Below are 20,647 nucleotides of genomic sequence, written 5' to 3' on the forward strand. Positions count from 1 at the left end.
ATAGTTATTCGCCCTTTTAATTAATTCCTTATATTATGTATGTTATACAATTTTCAAATCAAAACTCATACTTGCACTATTCAAACCAGTATTGTCATTTTATTATTTTGCCAACAATGCATTCACTGTATCATTGGTAAGGTGTATCATAGGTTCAGGATAAATGCCAAAGAAGAAAATGACAATCACCAAAACCCATAATATTAAACGCACATTCAAACCGGCATCAATTGCATTATTTGTGGTGCTTACCAATTCTCCATAAAAAATTTTTTGCACTGTGTTTAGTGTATAAACAGCAGTTAATATAATGGTAATTAATGCAAAAATGGCAATAACAACATTGTATTGAAACAATCCATTAAACATTAAAAACTCACCTATAAAGCTATTGGTTAAGGGTAGTGCAACATTAGCTAAAGCCATTATAACAAATAATAATGCCAATTCAGGTGCTTTTTGTGCCATCCCTCCCATTTCACTTAATTTACGGGTACCAATTTGTTGTTCAATAGCATCGGCTACAATCCACAAGCCCAGCACAACAATACCGTGGTTAAACATTTGTACCATCACGCCATTCCATCCTGCCTGCTTTTGAGCAAAAATAGCAGCACACATTAAACCTATGTGGGCAATGGAAGAATAGGCAATTACACGTTTAACATCATCTTGCCGTATTGCAATTAAGGAAGTATACAACATGCCTATTACAGAAAGAATGATAATAAGCATTGAAAAATAATTTGTTGCTTGTGGAAATACAGGTACTAACCAACGAATGGTAGCGTACACACCCATTTTCACCATTAAAGCACTCAATACCATTGTAACGCCAGTTGATGCTTGTTCGTAAGCATCGGGTTGCCAGGTATGGAAAGGGAATATGGGCATTTTAATAGCAAATGCTATAAAAAATAACCAGAAAAAGAAATATTGTTGACTGGTTTTAAGATGCAAATGATAAAATGCATCAATTGAAAAAGAATGATTACCCGGTGTTTGAAAGTATAAGTAAAATATACCTATTAACATGAGTAAAGAACCTACGAAAGTGTACACAAAAAACTTAAACGTAGCTGCAACACGTTTTTCACCACCCCAATTAGAAGCCAAGAAATAAGCAGGTATTAAAGCTAATTCCCAGAAAAAGTAAAATAATAAAGCATCTGCTGCAACAAAAACGCCCATCATGCCTGCCTGTGTTAATAACATACCGGCATAAAAATTACCCGACTTAGCATACTTATTTTTATAAATAGCAACAAAAATTACGGGCAACCCAATAGCAGTTAATAAAGTAAGCATATTGCTCATGCCATCCATGTGTAAATTGAAGCTTGTACCTAATGCAGGCATCCAAGGCCAATCTAAGGTTAAGGCATCGGCGTTGTTAAAAAAATAAATACCACTTAAAGAAATGGCTAACGTAATTAGTGCAATTAATAACGACCAACTTTTGGCAGCTCTGTCTTCTTTTAATAAGAATGAAATTAGACCGCCAATTAATGGAACTAGTATTAGTAAAAAAGGAATCATAGCTAAATTTTGCCTGTGGCTTTTTAAAATATTTTACTTAAATAGATATAAATATATCCGTCATTTATCCAAATTAAAACCAATACAATAATGGCCAAAACCATAAACAAAATGTAACTACCCACTTGGCCACTTTGAACTAACCGTACCTGCCTTGATGAATATAAAATGAAACGGCCAACACCATTCACAATTCCATCAATACCGCTTTTTTCTATAACATTTTTAAAGAAACCGGCTAATGCATTTAACGGGTTAACAATAACAACATCATACAATTCATCAATATACCATTTATGTGCTAAAAAGCCGCCCAAACCCTGGGGTTCATTTAATTCAGGACGTTTGGTGAATTTACCTAAGGCGATTAAGATAGCTATTGCAGCCACTGCCACAGAAACGGCCATTAACAACCATTCAGTTGCATGAGGCATTTCAGCAATGGCTTCAGTAGTAATAACAGGTTGTAAAAAATGATGAAAAGCATTGGAATCGGGAATCATAACTGCAGGTATGCCAATCCATCCGCCAATAACACTTAAAATTGCCAAAGCTATTAAAGGCAATGTAATAGCAGCAGGGCTTTCATGTAAATGATGCTCCTGATCATGCGTTCCTCTGAATGAACCTAAAAAGGTAGTAGCATACAAACGGAACATATAAAATGCAGTTAGTGCTGCACCGGCCACACCCAATACCCATAAAACAGGATTTTTAGCATAAGCTGCAGCCAAAATTTCATCTTTTGAGAAGAAACCACTGAAAGGTGGAATGCCCGAAATAGCTAAACATCCCAGTAAAAAAGTTATGTGTGTAATGGGCATGTATTTACGTAAGCCGCCCATTTTACGAATATCTTGCTCATTACCCATGGCATGAATTACCGAACCTGCGCCTAAGAATAAAAGTGCTTTAAAGAAGGCATGTGTCATTACATGGAATACAGCGCCGTTGTATGCACCTACACCTAATCCCAAAAACATATAACCCAACTGGCTAACAGTTGAATAAGCCAGTACTTTCTTAATATCGTTTTGTTTAATAGCTATAGTAGCCGCCAATAATACGGTTGCTATACCAATTATAGCAATTACATTTTCTGTAACTACACTCATGCTGTATAATATGTTACTACGAGCAATCATGTAAACACCGGCAGTCACCATGGTTGCAGCATGTATTAAAGCCGATACAGGGGTAGGACCAGCCATGGCATCGGGCAACCAAGTATATAAAGGTATTTGGGCACTTTTACCGGTAGCACCAATGAATAATAGAATGGTTATTCCGGTTACATCTACTGCACTTAAAGTGCCGGCAGCTGCGAATACATTACCATAGGTTAAGGTACCCAATTTAGCAATCAACCAAAAAATGCCTAATAAAAAACCAACATCACCAATACGGTTCATAATAAAGGCTTTCTTGGCCGCATAATTATAATCAGTATTCTTAAACCAATATCCAATTAGTAGATACGAGCATAAACCTACTCCTTCCCAACCTAAAAATAAAATAAGGTAGTTACCACCCATTACTAATAAAAGCATGGAGAATACAAAAAGGTTTAGGAAAGAAAAATAACGAGCGAAATGCGGAGTATTTTCTTCATGCATGTAAGAAGTTGAATACACATGTATAAGAAAACCAACACCGGTAATAATGAGCATGAATAAAACAGAAAGTGCATCCACCTGAAATGAAAACGGAATATTCAGGCCTTTAATATCAATGAAATTAAAATAAGTTTGAATAATAGGGCCATTGGCTTTCACTTGAAAAAACAATCCCAAACTAATTAAAAAAGCAATGAGAATAACCCCACAGCCTATTATGCTAACTGCCTGTTTTGATAATGATTTGCGAAGCAGGCCATTGATTAAAAATCCGGCCAGTGGCAGTAATGGTACTAAGTAAACTAATTGGCTCATAATATTTATTTAAAGCATGGCTTACAACAAGGGTATAGCGTTGTGCTTATATTTGAATATTTTAATTTTTTAATCTGTTTAAAAAATTCACATCTACTGAATGTGCATTTCTATACATCATAACAATAATAGCCAAGCCCACACTTACTTCTGCCGCAGCCACTACCATTACAAAAAATACAAAAATTTGACCATCAGTCCCTACGTTATTTACTTTATCAACAGCTGTTGCAACTGCATGGTGCATTTTTGAAAAAGCTACTAAAAGCAGATTTACTGCATTCAACATTAACTCTACACTCATGAAAATGATAATAGCATTTCGGCGAGTTAATACACCGGCAATACCAATGCAAAACAGTGCAAGACTCAAATAAATGTAATACTGTATAGGCATAACCTTAGTTGGTTGTTTAAATATAAAACTAAATACTAATCTTTTTTCCCTATTACTACCGCACCTACCATTGCACTTAAAAACAATATGCTACTAATTTCAAATGGCACTACGTAAGTATTGAATAATGCTTTTCCAAGATTAGCAATTAACCCAATACTTCCTTCATTCATCATTGCTGTTTTAGCTTGTAACTCGGGTGCTTGTTTTATTAATGAAACTAAAATCATTAATAAGCATCCGGCAGAAATGGCACCGGCTAATTTCATCCAAATGTTTTTCTGTGGTTCAGTGTCTTTATTCAAGTTCATTAACATAATTACAAAAAGAAACAAAACCATGATGGCACCGGCATAAACAATTAAATTAACAATGGCAATGAATTGGGCATTCAATAATATGTAATGACCTGAAATGGCAAAAAACACAGCCACCAACCAAAGTACACTATGCACAGGATTTTTGCTCAATAAAACCATTAAGGCACTTACTAATGCCATTGCACTTAAAATCCAGAATAATACTTGTATAACATTCATTTTGTTGGTTTTATTTTAAGCGATAACTTATTAGCCAAGCTACATTCAATTTGTAATACTGCTTAGTTCAAACCTTTTGCTTGAGCATAAGCTTCAGGTTCAGTTACCGGGTTGGGTATTAATAAATCTTTTTTACTGTATATAAAAGTGCTTCTATTAAAATTGGCAGGAGCAAAGGTTTCGCTTAAATAGATTGCATCTTTCGGGCAAGCTTCTTCACATAAGCCACAGAAAATACAACGCAACATATTTATTTCGTAACGAGCTGCATATTTTTCTTCGCGGTATAAATTTTCTTCGCCGGGTAAACGTTCAGCTGCTTCCATAGTAATAGCTTCAGCAGGACAAGCCACTGCACATAAGCCACAGGCAGTGCAACGTTCTCTTCCCTCTTCATCTCTGTTTAAAACATGTAACCCTCTGAATACCGGACTGAAGGGGCGCTTTTGTTCGGGATATTGTATGGTTGGTTTTTTCTTAAAAATATGACTGAAAGTGATTAACATTCCCTTGAAAATATTCACGAGGTATATTCTTTCCCAGAATGTCATCGGTGCTCTGTTAACCGCTTGTGCTCTATTGGTAAGTGCTTGCATGATTTTACCGATGTTTAAAGTTTTACAAAATTATTTTTATTGTTAGTAGTATCCAAGTTTATCATTAGTTATTCAGGCTATATAGCCAATTTTATAGTGGCTTATTTTCCAAACCACAATATGAACAATCCCGTAATAATCATATTAAACAAAGCCAATGGCACCAGTGATTTCCAACCCAAGTTCATTAACTGATCATACCTAAACCGTGGAATTGTCCAGCGTACCCACATAAAGAAGAAAATGAAAATGACTACTTTAATTAATAGTGCAATAACCCCAATAACTGCTGCAACATTAGGTGATAAAAGGCTTTCATTTAAAAAAGGAACATCATAACCACCAAAATAAAGGGTAGCCATTACCACACTACTAATAAACATATTTACATATTCTGAAAACAGGTAAAACCCTAATTTCATGGATGAGTACTCCTGGTGATATCCAAAGTTTAATTCATTTTCGGCTTCTGCTAAATCGAAAGGCGTTCTGTTACATTCAGCGAAAGCACAAATTAAAAATATAAGAAAACCGAGTGGTTGATACACAATATTCCACCAATGGCCCGGTGCCATTTGTTGTTTTACAATTTCGCCTAATTGAAGGGTTCCTGTGGTCATTAATAATGCTATTAAACTTAACCCCATGGCCAATTCATAACTAATGGCTTGCGATGCTCCACGTAATGCAGCCATTAATGAGAACTTATTATTTGAAGCCCATCCACCAATCATTATGCCATATACACCCAAGCTCACAACGGCAAAAATGTATAAAATGCCAATATTTACATCTGCAATTTGTAAAGGAATTATACGACCAAACAAATGTACATCGCTACTCCAAGGTATTACAGCACTGGTCATTAATGCAGCAGTCATTGCAAGGAATGGACCTAAAATGAACAATATTTTATTAGATGTGTTAGGTATTATTTCTTCCTTCATAATTAATTTCAAACCATCTGCAAAGGGTTGAAATAACCCGAATGGACCCGCCCGATTAGGCCCTGGTCTGTCCTGTAAAGCAGCTGCAACTTTTCTTTCTGCAAAAGTGGTATACAATGCTATTCCCAAACTTGCAAAAATGATAATGGCAATTAGAATAAGTTTTTCCAAAAATAATATCCAGTCTATACTTAATAACATATGCATGATGATTGAAGTGTTATTGGTTAAAATCGGTTGAATGTGCCGGACGTTCTAACTGGCTTAAATGTATGTTGGGTTTGTTTACTTCACTCACCGAATGAATATCCATTAATAATTTTGGATTTCTGCCCCTCATAATTTTAGGGAATGTTTCGGTGGGTTTTACTAATCCAACATATTTATTTTGTGAAATAACTGAATGGCGATTTACATTGGTTGGGCCTTCAATAATCCAGTCAGCTAAATTTTTCTTTTCAAAACGGCAATCATTACAAATCCATCCGGTTTTACCATTTGAGGCCTCTTTAATTTCTCCCCATTCATCTTTACGAGCAGTAACTCGGAACACTTCATCACCTCTTAACCAAAGTTGTACTTCACCACAACATTTATCGCAATGACGATGTGCATTTACGGGCTTTGTAAACCAAACCCTATTTTTAAAACGAAATGTTTTATCGGTTAAAGCACCAACAGGGCAAACATCAATAACGTTACCGATAAATTCGTTGTGCAAGTTTTTTTGAATGAATGTAGCAATTTGTGCATGATCGCCACGGTCTAATACCCCATGCTCTCTTTTTGGGGAGAGCTGATCGGCAGTAAATACGCAACGATAACACAAAATGCAACGTGTCATGTGCAATTGAATATACTCTCCTAAATCAACCTTTTTAAAAGTTCTTTTTTGAAACTCATAACGGCTACCTTCTTTACCGTGCTCATAGCTTAGGTCTTGCAAATGACATTCACCTGCTTGGTCGCAAATAGGACAGTCTAAAGGATGATTCAACAATAAAAATTCTACTACCCCGGCTCTTGCTTCTAATACACGTGGAGAGGTAATATTTTTAACTTCCATACCATCCATAACCGTTGTGCGGCAAGAGGCTACCAATTTAGGCATTGGTCGGGGATCTTTTTCAGACCCTTTACTTACTTCTACTAAACAAGTGCGGCATTTACCTCCACTACCTTGTAGTTTACTATAGTAACACATAGCAGGAGGTGTAACATCACCGCCAATTTTACGGGCTGCCTGCAAAATAGTAGTTCCGGCAGGCACTTCTACCGTAATATTATCAATTGTTACTTTTAATAGAGTTTCGTCTGACATATTTAAAATTTCAAATATTCAATATTTAATTCCTGTTGGCATTAAGCACCTGCAGGTACTTGAAGTGGATCGGCATAGTGGGCCAGTCCAAAATTACGCACCTGGGCTTCGTGAGGATGCAATACATGCCATTCAAACTCATCGCGGAAATGACGTATTGCAGCTGCTACCGGCCAAGCAGCAGCATCACCTAAAGGGCAAATTGTATTTCCTTCAATTTTGCTCTGAATTTCCCACAGTAAATCAATGTCACTCATTTTACCTTCCCCTTTATCTAAGCGCAACAATAATTTTTCCATCCATCCGGTGCCTTCACGACAGGGAGAACATTGTCCGCAACTTTCATGACGATAAAAACGAGCTAATGTATAAGTATGCTTAACAATACATTGGTCTTCATCTAACACAATAAAACCACCACTTCCCATCATACTGCCTGTTGCAAAGCCCCCATCACTTAAACTTTCATAGTTCATATAACGAGTTTCACCTTTAGCAGTCTTCAATAGTAAATTAGCTGGCAAAATAGGTACTGAAGAGCCTCCGGGAATACAAGCTTTTAAGCGTTTGCCATTTTTTATACCGCCACAGTACTCATCGCTGTATATGAATTCTTCAACGCTAATAGTCATGTCTATCTCATATACACCTGGTTTATTGATATTCCCACAGGCAGATATTAATTTAGTACCTGTTGAACGTCCAACACCAATTTTAGCATATTCTTCTCCACCCATATTGATAATTGGCACCACTGCAGCTAATGATTCTACATTATTGACAACGGTGGGTCTTTCCCATAAACCTTTTATGGCAGGAAAAGGTGGCTTAATACGAGGGTTGCCTCGCTTACCTTCCAACGACTCAAGTAAAGCCGTTTCTTCCCCGCAAATATAGGCACCCGCCCCTCTTTGAACGTGTATATTACAATCAAAACCTGAGCCTAAAATATTTTTTCCTAACCATCCGTTTTGATGGGCTTCTGCAATTGCTTTTTCAAGAATATCTACTATCCAAGCATATTCTCCGCGGATATAAATGTATGTATCATTAGAACCCAAAGCGAATGATGAAACAATTAAACCTTCAATTAAAAGGTGTGGAATATGTTCCATTAAATAGCGATCTTTAAAAGTTCCGGGTTCGCTTTCATCGGCATTACAAACTAAGTGGCGGGGTACACCTTCAGGTTTGGCAATAAAACTCCACTTCATGCCAGTAGGAAATCCGGCACCTCCACGCCCCCTTAAACCGCTTTTTTTCACTTCCTCAACAATTGCCTCGGGAGTCATGGTTTTCAGGGCTTTTTCAACTGATTGATAACCACCTTCGCGTCTATAAACATCATAATTTCTGATGCCTTCAACATGCGCTTTTGCTAATAATAATTTTACGCCCATTGGTATTACTAATAATGTGAATGAATGATTCCATTAGTTGTTTCGTGCAGCATTGTTTCTGCATTCTTCAATAATGGCATCTACTTTTTCTTTGGTTAAATGTTCGCGATAATGTTTACCTAATTGCATCATAGGCGCATATCCACATGCACCTAAACACTCAACGGTTTTTAAAGTAAACATACCATCGGGTGTGGTTTCTCCTATATTTATGCCTAATTTTTCTTTTATATAGGCAATTATATCGTCGCTACCATTTAGCATACATGGCCCGGTTTGGCAAACTTCAAACATATACTTACCTACCGGCTGTGTATTAAACATGCTATAAAAAGTAGCAACTTCATAAACTTCTATGGGTTCTAAGTGTAACAAATTTGCAACATAATCCATTGTTTCAACACTTAGCCAACCACCGAAACTTTCCTGTGCCAAATGCAACACAGGTAATAATGCACTTTTTTGTTTTCCTTCCGGATAACGTTTTACCAGTCGGTTAAATTCTTGCATTTGCTGTTCTGAAAATTGTACCACTACAATATAATTTTATAGTTATTATTTATGCGTCTAATTCACCTGCAATTAGGTTTAAGCTACTCATGGTTATAATGGCATCACTTAACATACTTCCTTTAGTAAGTTCGCTGTAAGCTTGATAATAAATGAAGCTTGGGCGTCTAAAATGTAAGCGATAAGGAGTTCTTCCGCCATCGCTAATTAAATAAAAACCTAATTCACCATTTGCGCCTTCTACACTGTGATAAACCTCACCTTTCGGAATTTCAGTTTCACCCATAATTATTTTAAAATGCCATATTAATTGCTCCATTTTGGTATACACATCTTTCTTCTCGGGCAAATAATAAGCTGGTGCATCAGCATGATATACATCTGCTTCAGCGCCTTTAAATTCCTGTACTTTTCTGTAAGCTTGCTCAATTAAACTTAAGCTTTGCCACATTTCAGCATTGCGAACCAGAAAGCGATCGTAATTATCACCTGTACTACCTACGGGCACAGTAAATTCAAAATCTTCATAACTACTGTATGGACTATGTACTCTTACATCATAATCAACACCTGCGGCACGCAAATTAGGGCCGGTAAACCCATAATTTAATGCACGTTCGGCACTTATACCACCGGTGTTTTGTAGGCGATCCATGAATATACGGTTGCGTGTAAAAAGGTTTTCAAATTCTTTTAAAACTTTAGGATATTCACGCAAAAATTTTTCTATTTTTTGAAAAGCCGTATCGGAAAAATTACGTTCGAAGCCACCAATACGACCAATATTAGTAGTTAAACGTGAACCACAAACTTCCTCATAAATCTCATAAATCAGTTCACGATATTGCATTACATATAAGAACCCTGTATAGGCCCCACTATCAACTCCAACAATGGAATTACAAATTAGGTGGTCAGAAATACGTGCCAATTCCATGATAATGATGCGCAAATAATCAACCCTTTTGGGTGTTTTTACGCCCAACAATTTTTCGCAGGTCATGTGCCAACCCATATTATTGATGGGGCTGCTGCAATAATTTAGCCTATCTGTTATGGGTGTAATTTGATAAAGTGGTCTGCGTTCGGCTAATTTTTCAAAAGCACGATGTATGTAACCCACCGTTTGTTCGGCAGAAACAATTCTTTCACCGTCTAATTCAATTATATTTTGAAACACACCATGTGTTGCAGGGTGTGTAGGTCCTAAATTTAGGGTGGTAGTTAATTTTTCAATGGAACCATCGGGTAGTTTAACATGGTGTGGTTTCATTTCTTTTGTTTCCAACATAATATATTAATTAAATTGAAGAAGGCAGTTTTTTCTAACCGCTTTTCCAATTGGATTTAAAATATTGAACCTCCGCGGCCAAACATAGCATCATCTTTATCAATACGGGTTTGGTCTTCTAATGGATATTCTTTTCTTAATGGGAAATAATCCATTTCGTCTGCATTTAAAACACGTTTTAAATTTGGATGCCCAATAAAGTTTACGCCAAAAAAATCATAGGTTTCTCTTTCCATCCAATTAGCCGCTTCAAACAATTTAGTTGCGGTAAAAATATCGGGTTGTTGTATGTCGGTAAAAATTTTATACCGAACTCTAATGTTTTCGCGTAAATTATGCAACAAGTATACAACCGCTAATTCCCGACCTTTATTGTCAGGATAATGTACAGCACATAAATCGGTTAAAAAAGTAAACTGCAATTGTTCGTTTTCATACAAAAACTGCAGTACTTTTAAATTCATTTCTTTTGAAGATTGAAAAGTTAGCAAACCAAAGGGCGATTCAAAATTATACACTTGTTCGCCGAACTTTTCGGTTAATTGCTGTTGAATTATTTCGTTGGTTAATGCCATAACTGATTGATTCTTTTACTACTTGTCGTGTAATAATGAATTTAAAATTATTGAATACCGTAACTTTCTAATAAAGCTGTGTATTGTGGACTATTACGACGACGAATGCTTTCTTTACCCACCAACTCTTGTATTTTCATGAAACCATCTAAAATAGCTTCGGGGCGAGGAGGGCAACCCGGAACATATACATCTACCGGAATAATTTGGTCGATACCTTGCAAAACACTGTAAGTATCAAATATACCCCCACTGCTGGCACATGCGCCAACACTTAATACCCAACGTGGCTCGGCCATTTGCAAATAAACTTGCCTTAGTACTGGTGCCATTTTTTTGGCTATGGTACCCATTACCATTAATAAATCACACTGGCGGGGTGAAAAACCTACCCTTTCAGCGCCGAATCGAGCTAAATCATAATGCGACCCCATTGTAGCCATAAATTCAATACCACAACAAGAAGTTGCAAAAGGCAATGGCCATAAAGAATTTTTGCGTGCTAACCCTACAACATCACTTAATTTAGTTGTAAAGAAGCCTTGGCCACTATAGCCTTCCGGCGCTTCGGTCATTAAAATAGATTTGTTGGGCTCACCTTGTTTTGGATGAATATTAAAACGTACCGGACGCATACCTAAAAAATTAAATTATTAACTAAATACAGACGAAAACTTATGGTTTTCGTCATTTTTTTTGGAACCTGGGATATTCTCCCATTCCTTTAATATAACACTTCAACGAGCATTCAGTTGAAATAGCAACTATAATTAATCTTCCCAATTAAGGGCACCTTTTTTTATTATATAAATAAAGCCGATTAGGAACAAAATAACAAATAATACAATTTCCCAAAAACCTGCCCAACCTAAAAATTTAAAGTTTACAGCATAAGGATAAAAGAAAATGACTTCCACATCAAACAAAACAAATAAAATGGCAATTAAAAAGTATTTCACAGCCATAGGTTGCCTAGCATTACCATGACTGGCAATACCACTGGAAAAGTTTTCTAACTTGTCGCTTGTTTTGCGCTTTGGACCTACAAAGGCACTTAAACCTATCATGGTGGCTACAAAACCAATAGCAAAAATAATTTGTACACCAATCGGAAAGTAGTTTTCAGCTGTGTTATTGAGCTGATTAATTTGGAGAAGCGTGTATAAACCTGTCATAACCTTCTAAAATGTGCTGCAAAAATACGATAGTCTATTTAATACGTTCATTATTCTTTTGCAGTTTTTATAATATTCAGCGATTTATAAGTTTATTTTTTGAATGAAAGGGCAAGTTTATGTAGCACGATGAGTTTTCATGGAATCATTTGCCCAATGTGCATTCACGCAGAAGTTAGAAGGAGTTGCATCATTATAAAAAACAATGCCTTTAATTGTACACATAGCTTTGCTAGTAAAAAATTGCTATTAAGTGGCTATAGGGCATCACTTAAACAATTTTTGAGCAAATACCAGCAAATAATCACGCCAATTAGTCCATGTATGGCCACCTGTACTTTCCATGTACTCATATTTCATTCCCATACCATCCAGCTTTTTCCGGTAGTCTTCCACATTTTTATATAAGAAATCATCTTTACCAATGGCAATCCAATACAACTTATACCCATTGTGCATTTGTTGTTGCAATTTTTGATCAATATTTTGATATACCGGTGTTGCCTCTGCTTGCTCAGGCTTTACATTTAATGCTGGTGAAAATAATCCTACATAGTCAAATGTGTTAGGATAATAACGAGAAATAAAGGCAGTATGGAAGCCACCCATAGATAATCCTGCGATTGCTTTATTTTCTTTGTTTGCCTTTACACGATAGTTGCTTTCAACAAATTTCATGATATCGGGAAAGGTTTCCTCAAATTTTCCATCCATTGTATGCGGCAGCATAAAAGAAGGTTTCACCATACCCTCACTCCCTTCGCCGGGTGCAGCTTCCTGAGACACATTGCCATTGGGCATTACAACAATCATAGGTACAGCTTTTTTCTGTGCTATTAAGTTATCCATAATTTCTGGGGTTCGGCCTAAGCCACCCCAAGCATCTTCATCACCGCCAATACCATGTAATAGATATAAAACCGGGTATTTTTCATTACTATTTTCATAACCTGGAGGAGTGTATATGGTTATTCTTCTGGTCATTTTATTACCGGGCGATGAGTACCAACGATGGCTAACTGTTCCATGGGGTACTTCATTCACCATGAAATCATTTCCTTTGCCACCACCCACAATAAAAAAGCTGAAAATATTAGCTACATCACGCAAAACATATGCATTATTGGGATCAATACTTTTTACGCCATCAACATTCAAGGTATAACTATACAAATCAGATGGCAAAACAGGCGATGTATAGGTCCATATTCCGCTATCACCTTTTACCAAAGGCGCCGGGGTTCGCATATAACCTTGCATTGGAAGCCAATCACCTGTAATCGTAATTGCTTTTGCTTCAGGCGCTAATAAGCGAAATGTTACTGTATGATTAGCATTTATTTCGGGAGAAATAATGTTGGAAGTACGAAAAATATTTTGTTGTGACAAACCCTTTCCTATCATTGAAATGCATAGTGCAATTAGCAATAAGTATTTTTTCATATAAAAAATATTAATACAATAAATTTACAGGATTTTCGTACGCACATTATCAACTTGGTATTTTTTTAATTAATATCAAATAAAGGAAACACAACCATGCTATAACTTATTGAGATAAACGGCCCAAGTTTATTTGAAACTTATACAAAGAGAGAAGATGAATTTTTTAATAAATACAAGCAGAACTACGAAAAAAAATAAATCGCTTGAACCAAATAAAAACATAAGGGACAGATAAACTGTCCCTTAAAAATTGTGTATTTAGTGAATGTTAATTTTTGGTTCCACCTGCTGCAGCAGCATCTTTTGAGCCTGAGCTATCTGTAGCCGATTTTTGGAATTTCAAATTATCCTTCATATTTTTTTCAATTACTGATCTGATTTTTAACATGTCCGGGTCATTAGGAATTAAAGCCAAAATTTTATCACAAACATCTAAAGCCTTAGCATAATCTTTAGCACGGTCATTATAGTATCCCATCATGTAATAATAATCAATTACAATGAAGCGCTGATTTTTAACACTATCCTTCATTAAATAATCAATTTGCTGTTGCAAGGCAGGGATGGCAATACCCGGATTAGTGGTTGTATCTAAAGCTTTAGCAGCCATTACATTGAAGTAATAACCTTGTGGTTTGTCAGGGAATGCTTTTATATAATTGGCGGCCACTTCCATTACTTTAGGATAATCTGCTGCCTGGTATGCTACGTTAGAAATATTGTAATAATCGTATTCACTCCAAGTACCTTTTAAAGCTTGTGCCTTTAACAGCCAGTTCAATTGTTCTTTATAATTTTTGGCTTTTGCAAATAAATCAGCAGCTTGTGTCATGTAATTAATTTTGTTCACTTTTGAAGTGTCGCTTTGAATAGCTGCATCAATATATTTTACTGCATCAGTAGCACTTTCCGGAAACTTAGAATAAATTTTTACTGCTAATTCATAATCAGCAGGTTTAACTTTATCGGTTGGCTCTAATTTAAAATAAGTATCAATGTTTTGTTTGGCTTGAATAGAATCGCCTAATTTGTAATAGTTGTAGGCGTATAACAAATTCAGTCCGGGCAATTGGTTAGTTGTACCTCCTAATGACTGCTGAATTTCTTTTTCTTTGGCTAATGATTCTTGGTACTTACCTGCTTGATATAAGTAATCAGCTAAATAAAAGTCGTTTTGTGGATCTTTATCAGCATATTTAATAAACTTATCCAAGTTGGTTTTGGCCATATCTACATTTTTATTCTTATAAAACTCAAATAAAGCCAAATAAGTATCGGGGAAAGTTGGATCTGCATCAATAGCTTTTCCAAAAGCAGGCATTAGTGCATCTTCATTGTTCTGGCTTAAATAAACCATTCCAATTCGGTAATAAGCCAAAACGTTTTTGGGATCAATTGTGGCTGCTTGTTCAAATGCTTTTACAGCTTCACCCCCATTTTCACCACCTAATTTTAGGTAGCATATACCCATGTATATATAAACCATTGAATTTTTGGGGTCAAGAGCCGCTGCTTGTTTCAATTTATCAATACCATATTGAGGATCTCCTACTTTACTACCCCCATCGGCATTAGCACGGCCAATGGCTTCTAAAATTTCAACACTGGGTTCGCCCTTGTGTCTTCCTTTAGTAGGAGTAGTAGCAGTAATAGCTTGCTCAAATTTTTGCTTAGCAGCATTCAAATCACCACCTTCTAATAAATCAATATGTGCAGCACCAACCCAAATTAGCGGTTCATTAACACCATCGGTTAATGCCTTTTGATAAACGGCTTTTGCAGCCTCCATTTGTGTTTTAGTTACATCATTTCCGCCAATTAAAGCCTGTCCGTACCAATAAATAGCTTGTGGATCTTTGGGTTTACTATCGTAAATTTTCTTTAAAATATCAATAGCGGATTGTACTTTAAACGATGAGTTTAAATCATTAATTCCGTCGGCCATTGATTGGGCCACCAGGCCATTTACAACCAAAAAGGCTGCTACTAGCAAAGTAATTGTTTTCTTCATCATGCTTTAAGTTTATAGTGGTTGTGTTTACTCCTCAATTTGACTTTTTCTGTTTACCAAATCCATTTTTGCCGGTGCTAAGCCACCGCTTCTAAATATTAATTGGCCACGTTCTAAAGTCATAAAATTTTTAAATCCGGTACCTAATGCTACTGCATTTTCTTTTAAAATATAATAAATAGGTCGGGTTAACGGGTACTGCCCGTAGGTAATACTTGCCTGCGATGGTTTTACAAATACATCTTTTTCACCACAGGCTGTGCATTCAACCAATCCTAATCTTATTTTTTTTAAGTTGGCTACTTGTTTGGGTTCGTTAGGGTTACCCACCCAACTAATTCCAACAAAACCAATTGCATCATTTCTTTGTTTAATTACTGATACCACTGAATCGCTTCCACCTGTTGCCATTACATTTTTACCAAAAGGTGCTCCATGCAATATGGTATCTTGTAAATAGCGAACGGTACTTGTTGCATTGGTACCATCCATTACTACCGGAATATTTTTTTGGCCCGAAAGAATGGCTTTTAAATCATTTAAAGTAAAAACACTATCCGGATTATTTTGATTTACAATAATAGCAACACCATCAAAAGCCATAATACCAAACAATGGTTTAAAGCCTAATTTATTTAAATAGAAAGCATCTTCTTGTTTATTTAAACCACGTGCAACAATAATCATGCGGGTACTATCGCTCATTAAATCTTTAAAACAATCAACCTCGGGTTCATATTTTGCAATAATATGTGCATTAGGGTAAGATGATTCATATACTTTAATTTGCTGCTCAATTACAGGCTGAAAACTTTCATCAACACTTATATGTATGGTACCATTTGAAGGCGTATCAGTAATTACATGTTCATTTTGCGGCTGCTGACAAGCACCCCATAACAAACTTAAACCTAACAAGCCGCATACAATCCTATTCATGAACATCTTGCTTAATACATTTTCTTAATGCCTCTATACATTCTAAAGCCACCATACAATAAACATACTGAACCTAAAAAATAACAAAACACATCTCCTAAAGCTATAATTTGGGGTATTTCCCAATGTTTACCGCCAAACAAAATTATTGCCATTCCTATGTACAATAAAGCCATAAAAATATCGCGAACCGAACTTAAAATGATAAAGTTTTTTCTACGCTTTTCTCGAACTGGTTGCTCCATTAAATGACTTTTATTATTATATGGGTTGGGCAATTTATAGAATAATTTCTTTGAGAAGCATTAAAAACCTATAAGAATTTTCTAAGAAAATTTTAAGAGACGGTTTTAATGTCCATAAAATGCCCGATTTTACTTGTATAAGAAGCCATTAAACATAAATTCCACAAAATATATTTTGTTAAAAATAACTTCACATTTGTTGGCTTTTTTTATTGAAATAGGCTTTCAAAACCTAATTCCAAGGGTGTATACACTAAATTGTTTAAAAAATCAAAACTGGCAGTGCATGTATATTTGCACCTATGAAGATATTAATGGTTTGTTTAGGAAATATTTGCAGAAGCCCATTAGCAGAAGGAATTTTGCAACACAAAGCAAAAGCGGCCGGTTTAAATTGGGAAGTGAATAGTGCCGGAACCGGAAATTACCATATTGGTGAAGCGCCTCATATACTTTCGCAAAAAGTGGCCTTAATGCATGGAATTGATATAAGCCAACACAAAGCGCGGCAGTTTGTAGCAAATGATATGTTGATCTATGATTTGATTTATGCAATGGACAACGATAATTACAAAGCAATAGCACAAATTAGCAAAAAACATTTTGAAGCACAAAAAACAGACTTAATTATGCATGTGCTATTCCCTAACACCCAAACGGAAGTTCCGGACCCCTGGTTTGGTACTGAAACTGATTTTCTAAAAGTATATCAAATGTTAGATGCTGCTACTGATGCCATCATTGAAAAATACAGCAACAAATAATTATAAATAACTTATATGAACAAACCTACCCTGCCACAAGGCACCCGCGATTTTAACGCCTCCACTATATATAAGCGCAATTATATTTTCAATACCATTCGCAAAGCTTTTCAACTTTACGGTTTTGAACCGCTTGAAACACCCGCTATGGAAAACATAGATACCTTAATGGGCAAATATGGTGAAGAAGGCGACAAATTAATTTTCAAAATTTTAAATAATGGATTAGATAATCCTGCCAAGAAACCAGAAGTAACAGAGGCATTTAATAAAGTTTTAGAGGGAAAATTGACCAAACAAATTACAGAAAGGGCACTACGTTATGACCTTACCATTCCCTTTGCCCGCTATGTTGCCATGAACCATGGACTGCTAACATTCCCATTTAAACGATACCAAATGCAGCCGGTATGGCGTGCAGATAGACCGCAAAAAGGCAGATACAGAGAATTTTATCAATGCGATGCCGATATTGTTGGAAGTACTTCTTTACTTAATGAAGTTGAATTGGCGCATTTATATGCGCATGTTTTTAGATTGTTAAACTTACCCGTTACTATAAAAATAAACAATAGAAAAATTTTAGCCGCCCTTGCAGAATTATGTGGTGGAGCTGAAAAGCTTATTGATATTACTGTAGCTATTGATAAGCTGGATAAAATTGGTATTGAAAAGGTAAAAGAAGAATTACAACAAAGGCAGTTAACAACGTCTCAAATTGAAATTATTTCAAAATTTTTATCCATACAAGGTAATAACCAAGAAAAAATTAAAGCGCTGCATAGTACAATTGCACATATCCCTTTGGGAAAGCAAGGCATTGAAGAAATGGAATATATTTTAGCACATCAACAAAGCAACAATACACTACCGTTAGAAATAGATGTTACTTTAGCAAGAGGTTTAAATTATTATACGGGCACCATATTTGAGGTAAAAGCCAACAATTTTGCCATAGGAAGTATTGGAGGCGGCGGACGCTACGACAATTTAACGGAATTATTTGGCGTTCCTAATATGCCCGGTGTAGGAATTTCATTTGGCGTAGATAGAATTTATGACGTACTGGAAGGTTGCAATCTTTTCCCGCCGCAAATTAGTAGTGGTAGTATGGTTTTGTTTTTTAATTTGGGACAAAAAGAAAGCAATCGTGCTTTTGAACTGTTGCAAAGCTTACGTGAACAAGAAATTAGCGGGGAAATATATCACGAATCAAGCAAATTAGATAAGCAGTTTAAATATGCGGAAAGAAAAGGTATTCCTATTATTATTATTATAGGTAGTAAAGAATTGGAAGATGCTACTTGCACCATTAAACAATTAAAATCAGGCCGTCAAGAAACTATTGCGCAAAACGAATTACTCAATTACCTAAATGAATTAAACACAAGTTTATAATTAACAAAACCAATGTAAAAAAGCGACTTCAATTTTAAGAAGCCGCTTTTTTATTACAGAATACAGAATGTTCAAGAAAAAAATTAAATAAAGTAAGCTATACACTCGGTCCTGAAACAACGGCAACTTCTTCTTTCTTACCTTCTAAATGGTAACCCATAGCATCAATAATAACCGCTTTAATTTTATTATTTTCATCGCGTTTAAATACAACAACCCCTTGAAATGATACTAACGCAAAGGAATCTTTTCCTAATTGCTGTAATACAGAAGTACCTACGTCTGAAGTCATACTTAGCCCTGTACTGTCTAATATCACCTCCACTTTCTCCACTGCACTTCCATCAGGAAAAGTATATTTTCCAATTAATTCTTTAAATGTAGTATCAGTAGTTGCAGTAGATGGCTGGGTTTGTGCTTTTGATACAAAAAATGTAGACCCAACAAATAACAGAATGAATACAAATGCTTTCATTTTTTTAGCGGTAAATTACGATTTTACCCAACAAGTTAAAATCTTTCGGTAAAAATTAATTGTAAAGTAATTGCTAAGGCTTTTACCAGTTCAATCACCAATCGTCAATTATGGCATGATTTTTTAAAGTTGTAACAAAAATGAACTATGAAAGTTGCTCGCATATTAGGTCTAATATTACTGCTTTATTGGTTACAAAGCTGTTCGCATAAGGTTCAGCCAACCAAAAACATCACTGCAACTACCAACCCCGCTCCGGTTGCCTTTATTGTAGTAGATGGTATGGGCAACATTCGTACGCCCAAAAACCAATTACCCACACCCGTAGCACAAAAAGCAAATTATACTACAATAGCCCGTGCTTTTACCCCCAATCAACGCAAAAACCTGCTCTACAGGTTTAATACCATTCCCCCCAGAATCATTTATGTATCACCGGCCTATGCCCGGCAATCATTAAAAGGTACTTACTGTATTTACAAAAAGAAATTCTGGTATTGGCAACATGCCGATGGTTTATTCTACCTTGACGAGACCTACTACCAGTAGCCTAATCATCATTTGCTATAAAATGTGAAAAAAATTAACAGCATTTAAATTTCAATAAACTAAATAATTGATTAATTTTAATCTGTTCGATATTGACAACGGGAACAGAAAAAACTATTACACTTACGAAAAATATATCATTGTATGAGAGGCGTTAATAGAGTAATGCTCATTGGCAATTTGGGTAAAGACCCGGATTTACAAGTGTTAGATGGAAACATTGGTGTAGCAAAATTTCCCTTAGCCACCACCGAAACTTATAAAGACCGGAATGGCAAATTAGTATCGCAAACTGAATGGCACACCATAGTATTATGGCGTGGCTTAGCCGATTTAGCCCAAAAATACTTACATAAAGGTAGCCTTATTTATGTAGAAGGCCGTTTAAGAACCCGCAGTTGGGAAGATAAAGAGGGTAATAAAAAATTCGCTACAGAAGTAGTTGGCGATAATTTAATTATGTTAGATAAACGTGCCGAGGGCCATAATGCCCATAATGCAGACAATACCAATAGTTTTAATGGAGATGATGTTCCACCCATCATAGATTCGGATGAAAATATGCCCTATTAATTTTACAAACTGAAAAACAATACTTT

General features: G+C 35.8%; 22 protein-coding genes. 4 read left to right on the forward strand and 18 right to left on the reverse strand.

Annotated features, from left to right (window positions below):
- Window positions 1-102: 102 nt before the first annotated feature.
- The 17 genes from ACP5P5_RS04465 to ACP5P5_RS04545 all read right to left on the reverse strand — a co-directional run bounded on the left by ACP5P5_RS04465 (window position 103) and on the right by ACP5P5_RS04545 (window position 16,862).
- Window positions 103-1,539, reverse strand: a complete 1,437-nt coding sequence (locus tag ACP5P5_RS04465; protein ID WP_428284908.1) for a complex I subunit 4 family protein — start codon at window positions 1,537-1,539, stop codon at window positions 103-105.
- Window positions 1,540-1,562: 23 nt separating this feature from the next.
- Window positions 1,563-3,470 (reverse strand): NADH-quinone oxidoreductase subunit L, encoded by a 1,908-nt coding sequence (gene nuoL / locus ACP5P5_RS04470; RefSeq protein WP_428284909.1) that lies wholly within the window; start codon window positions 3,468-3,470, stop codon window positions 1,563-1,565.
- 61 nt (window positions 3,471-3,531) lie between these two features.
- Window positions 3,532-3,867 carry an NADH-quinone oxidoreductase subunit NuoK gene (gene nuoK, locus ACP5P5_RS04475; protein WP_111293693.1) on the reverse strand — a complete coding sequence of 112 codons (336 nt, stop codon included), beginning with the start codon at window positions 3,865-3,867 and terminating at the stop codon, window positions 3,532-3,534.
- A 35-nt stretch (window positions 3,868-3,902) separates the two neighbouring features.
- A complete protein-coding gene (locus ACP5P5_RS04480; protein ID WP_428284910.1) occupies window positions 3,903-4,406 on the reverse strand; it encodes an NADH-quinone oxidoreductase subunit J family protein in 504 nt (167 codons plus the stop codon).
- A gap of 62 nt (window positions 4,407-4,468) precedes the next feature.
- Window positions 4,469-5,002 carry an NADH-quinone oxidoreductase subunit NuoI gene (nuoI, locus tag ACP5P5_RS04485; protein WP_428284911.1) on the reverse strand — a complete coding sequence of 178 codons (534 nt, stop codon included), beginning with the start codon at window positions 5,000-5,002 and terminating at the stop codon, window positions 4,469-4,471.
- 101 nt (window positions 5,003-5,103) lie between these two features.
- Window positions 5,104-6,156 (reverse strand): NADH-quinone oxidoreductase subunit NuoH, encoded by a 1,053-nt coding sequence (gene nuoH / locus ACP5P5_RS04490; RefSeq protein ID WP_428284912.1) that lies wholly within the window; start codon window positions 6,154-6,156, stop codon window positions 5,104-5,106.
- A 13-nt stretch (window positions 6,157-6,169) separates the two neighbouring features.
- Window positions 6,170-7,270, reverse strand: coding sequence for a 2Fe-2S iron-sulfur cluster-binding protein (locus tag ACP5P5_RS04495; protein ID WP_428284913.1), 1,101 nt, complete (start codon window positions 7,268-7,270; stop codon window positions 6,170-6,172).
- A 41-nt stretch (window positions 7,271-7,311) separates the two neighbouring features.
- Window positions 7,312-8,670 carry an NADH-quinone oxidoreductase subunit NuoF gene (gene nuoF, locus ACP5P5_RS04500; RefSeq protein ID WP_428284914.1) on the reverse strand — a complete coding sequence of 453 codons (1,359 nt, stop codon included), beginning with the start codon at window positions 8,668-8,670 and terminating at the stop codon, window positions 7,312-7,314.
- Window positions 8,671-8,703: 33 nt separating this feature from the next.
- Window positions 8,704-9,204, reverse strand: a complete 501-nt coding sequence (gene nuoE, locus ACP5P5_RS04505) for an NADH-quinone oxidoreductase subunit NuoE (protein WP_428284915.1) — start codon at window positions 9,202-9,204, stop codon at window positions 8,704-8,706.
- A 25-nt stretch (window positions 9,205-9,229) separates the two neighbouring features.
- Window positions 9,230-10,471: an NADH-quinone oxidoreductase subunit D gene (locus tag ACP5P5_RS04510; protein ID WP_428284916.1), complete on the reverse strand. Its 1,242-nt coding sequence runs from the start codon at window positions 10,469-10,471 to the stop codon at window positions 9,230-9,232.
- 56 nt (window positions 10,472-10,527) lie between these two features.
- Window positions 10,528-11,046, reverse strand: coding sequence for an NADH-quinone oxidoreductase subunit C (locus ACP5P5_RS04515; RefSeq protein ID WP_428284917.1), 519 nt, complete (start codon window positions 11,044-11,046; stop codon window positions 10,528-10,530).
- 47 nt (window positions 11,047-11,093) lie between these two features.
- Window positions 11,094-11,681: an NADH-quinone oxidoreductase subunit B gene (locus ACP5P5_RS04520; protein ID WP_428284918.1), complete on the reverse strand. Its 588-nt coding sequence runs from the start codon at window positions 11,679-11,681 to the stop codon at window positions 11,094-11,096.
- A 135-nt stretch (window positions 11,682-11,816) separates the two neighbouring features.
- Complete coding sequence (locus ACP5P5_RS04525; RefSeq protein ID WP_428284919.1) at window positions 11,817-12,221, reverse strand: NADH-quinone oxidoreductase subunit A; 405 nt, start codon at window positions 12,219-12,221, stop codon at window positions 11,817-11,819.
- Window positions 12,222-12,488: 267 nt separating this feature from the next.
- Window positions 12,489-13,664, reverse strand: a complete 1,176-nt coding sequence (locus ACP5P5_RS04530) for an esterase (RefSeq protein ID WP_428284920.1) — start codon at window positions 13,662-13,664, stop codon at window positions 12,489-12,491.
- A gap of 271 nt (window positions 13,665-13,935) precedes the next feature.
- The gene (locus ACP5P5_RS04535) at window positions 13,936-15,681 is read right to left on the reverse strand and encodes a hypothetical protein (protein WP_428284921.1); all 1,746 of its coding nucleotides are present in this window, start codon (window positions 15,679-15,681) and stop codon (window positions 13,936-13,938) included.
- Window positions 15,682-15,705: 24 nt separating this feature from the next.
- Window positions 15,706-16,617, reverse strand: a complete 912-nt coding sequence (locus tag ACP5P5_RS04540) for a PstS family phosphate ABC transporter substrate-binding protein (RefSeq protein ID WP_428284922.1) — start codon at window positions 16,615-16,617, stop codon at window positions 15,706-15,708.
- Window positions 16,618-16,628: 11 nt separating this feature from the next.
- Complete coding sequence (locus ACP5P5_RS04545) at window positions 16,629-16,862, reverse strand: hypothetical protein (RefSeq protein WP_111293680.1); 234 nt, start codon at window positions 16,860-16,862, stop codon at window positions 16,629-16,631.
- 302 nt (window positions 16,863-17,164) lie between these two features.
- Between ACP5P5_RS04545 and ACP5P5_RS04550 the strand changes: the two genes are divergently transcribed.
- Window positions 17,165-17,626 carry a low molecular weight protein-tyrosine-phosphatase gene (locus ACP5P5_RS04550; protein ID WP_428284923.1) on the forward strand — a complete coding sequence of 154 codons (462 nt, stop codon included), beginning with the start codon at window positions 17,165-17,167 and terminating at the stop codon, window positions 17,624-17,626.
- Between the two features lie 15 nt (window positions 17,627-17,641).
- Entirely contained in the window at window positions 17,642-19,024 is a 1,383-nt protein-coding gene (gene hisS / locus ACP5P5_RS04555; protein WP_428284924.1) for a histidine--tRNA ligase, read from the forward strand.
- Between the two features lie 97 nt (window positions 19,025-19,121).
- Here hisS and ACP5P5_RS04560 read toward each other — a convergent pair whose 3' ends face one another.
- On the reverse strand, window positions 19,122-19,499 hold the full coding sequence (locus ACP5P5_RS04560; protein WP_428284925.1) for a hypothetical protein: 378 nt from the start codon (window positions 19,497-19,499) through the stop codon (window positions 19,122-19,124).
- A gap of 147 nt (window positions 19,500-19,646) precedes the next feature.
- Here ACP5P5_RS04560 and ACP5P5_RS04565 point away from each other — a divergent pair, with 147 nt between their 5' ends.
- Together ACP5P5_RS04565 and ACP5P5_RS04570 are read left to right on the forward strand one after the other, a co-directional pair.
- Window positions 19,647-20,048 (forward strand): hypothetical protein, encoded by a 402-nt coding sequence (locus ACP5P5_RS04565; protein ID WP_428284926.1) that lies wholly within the window; start codon window positions 19,647-19,649, stop codon window positions 20,046-20,048.
- A gap of 144 nt (window positions 20,049-20,192) precedes the next feature.
- On the forward strand, window positions 20,193-20,621 hold the full coding sequence (locus ACP5P5_RS04570; protein ID WP_428284927.1) for a single-stranded DNA-binding protein: 429 nt from the start codon (window positions 20,193-20,195) through the stop codon (window positions 20,619-20,621).
- Window positions 20,622-20,647: the final 26 nt, after the last annotated feature.

Origin of the sequence: Hydrotalea sp. (assembly GCF_049968455.1) — a bacterium.
In the GTDB taxonomy this organism is placed as follows: Bacteria; Bacteroidota; Bacteroidia; order Chitinophagales; family Chitinophagaceae; genus Hydrotalea.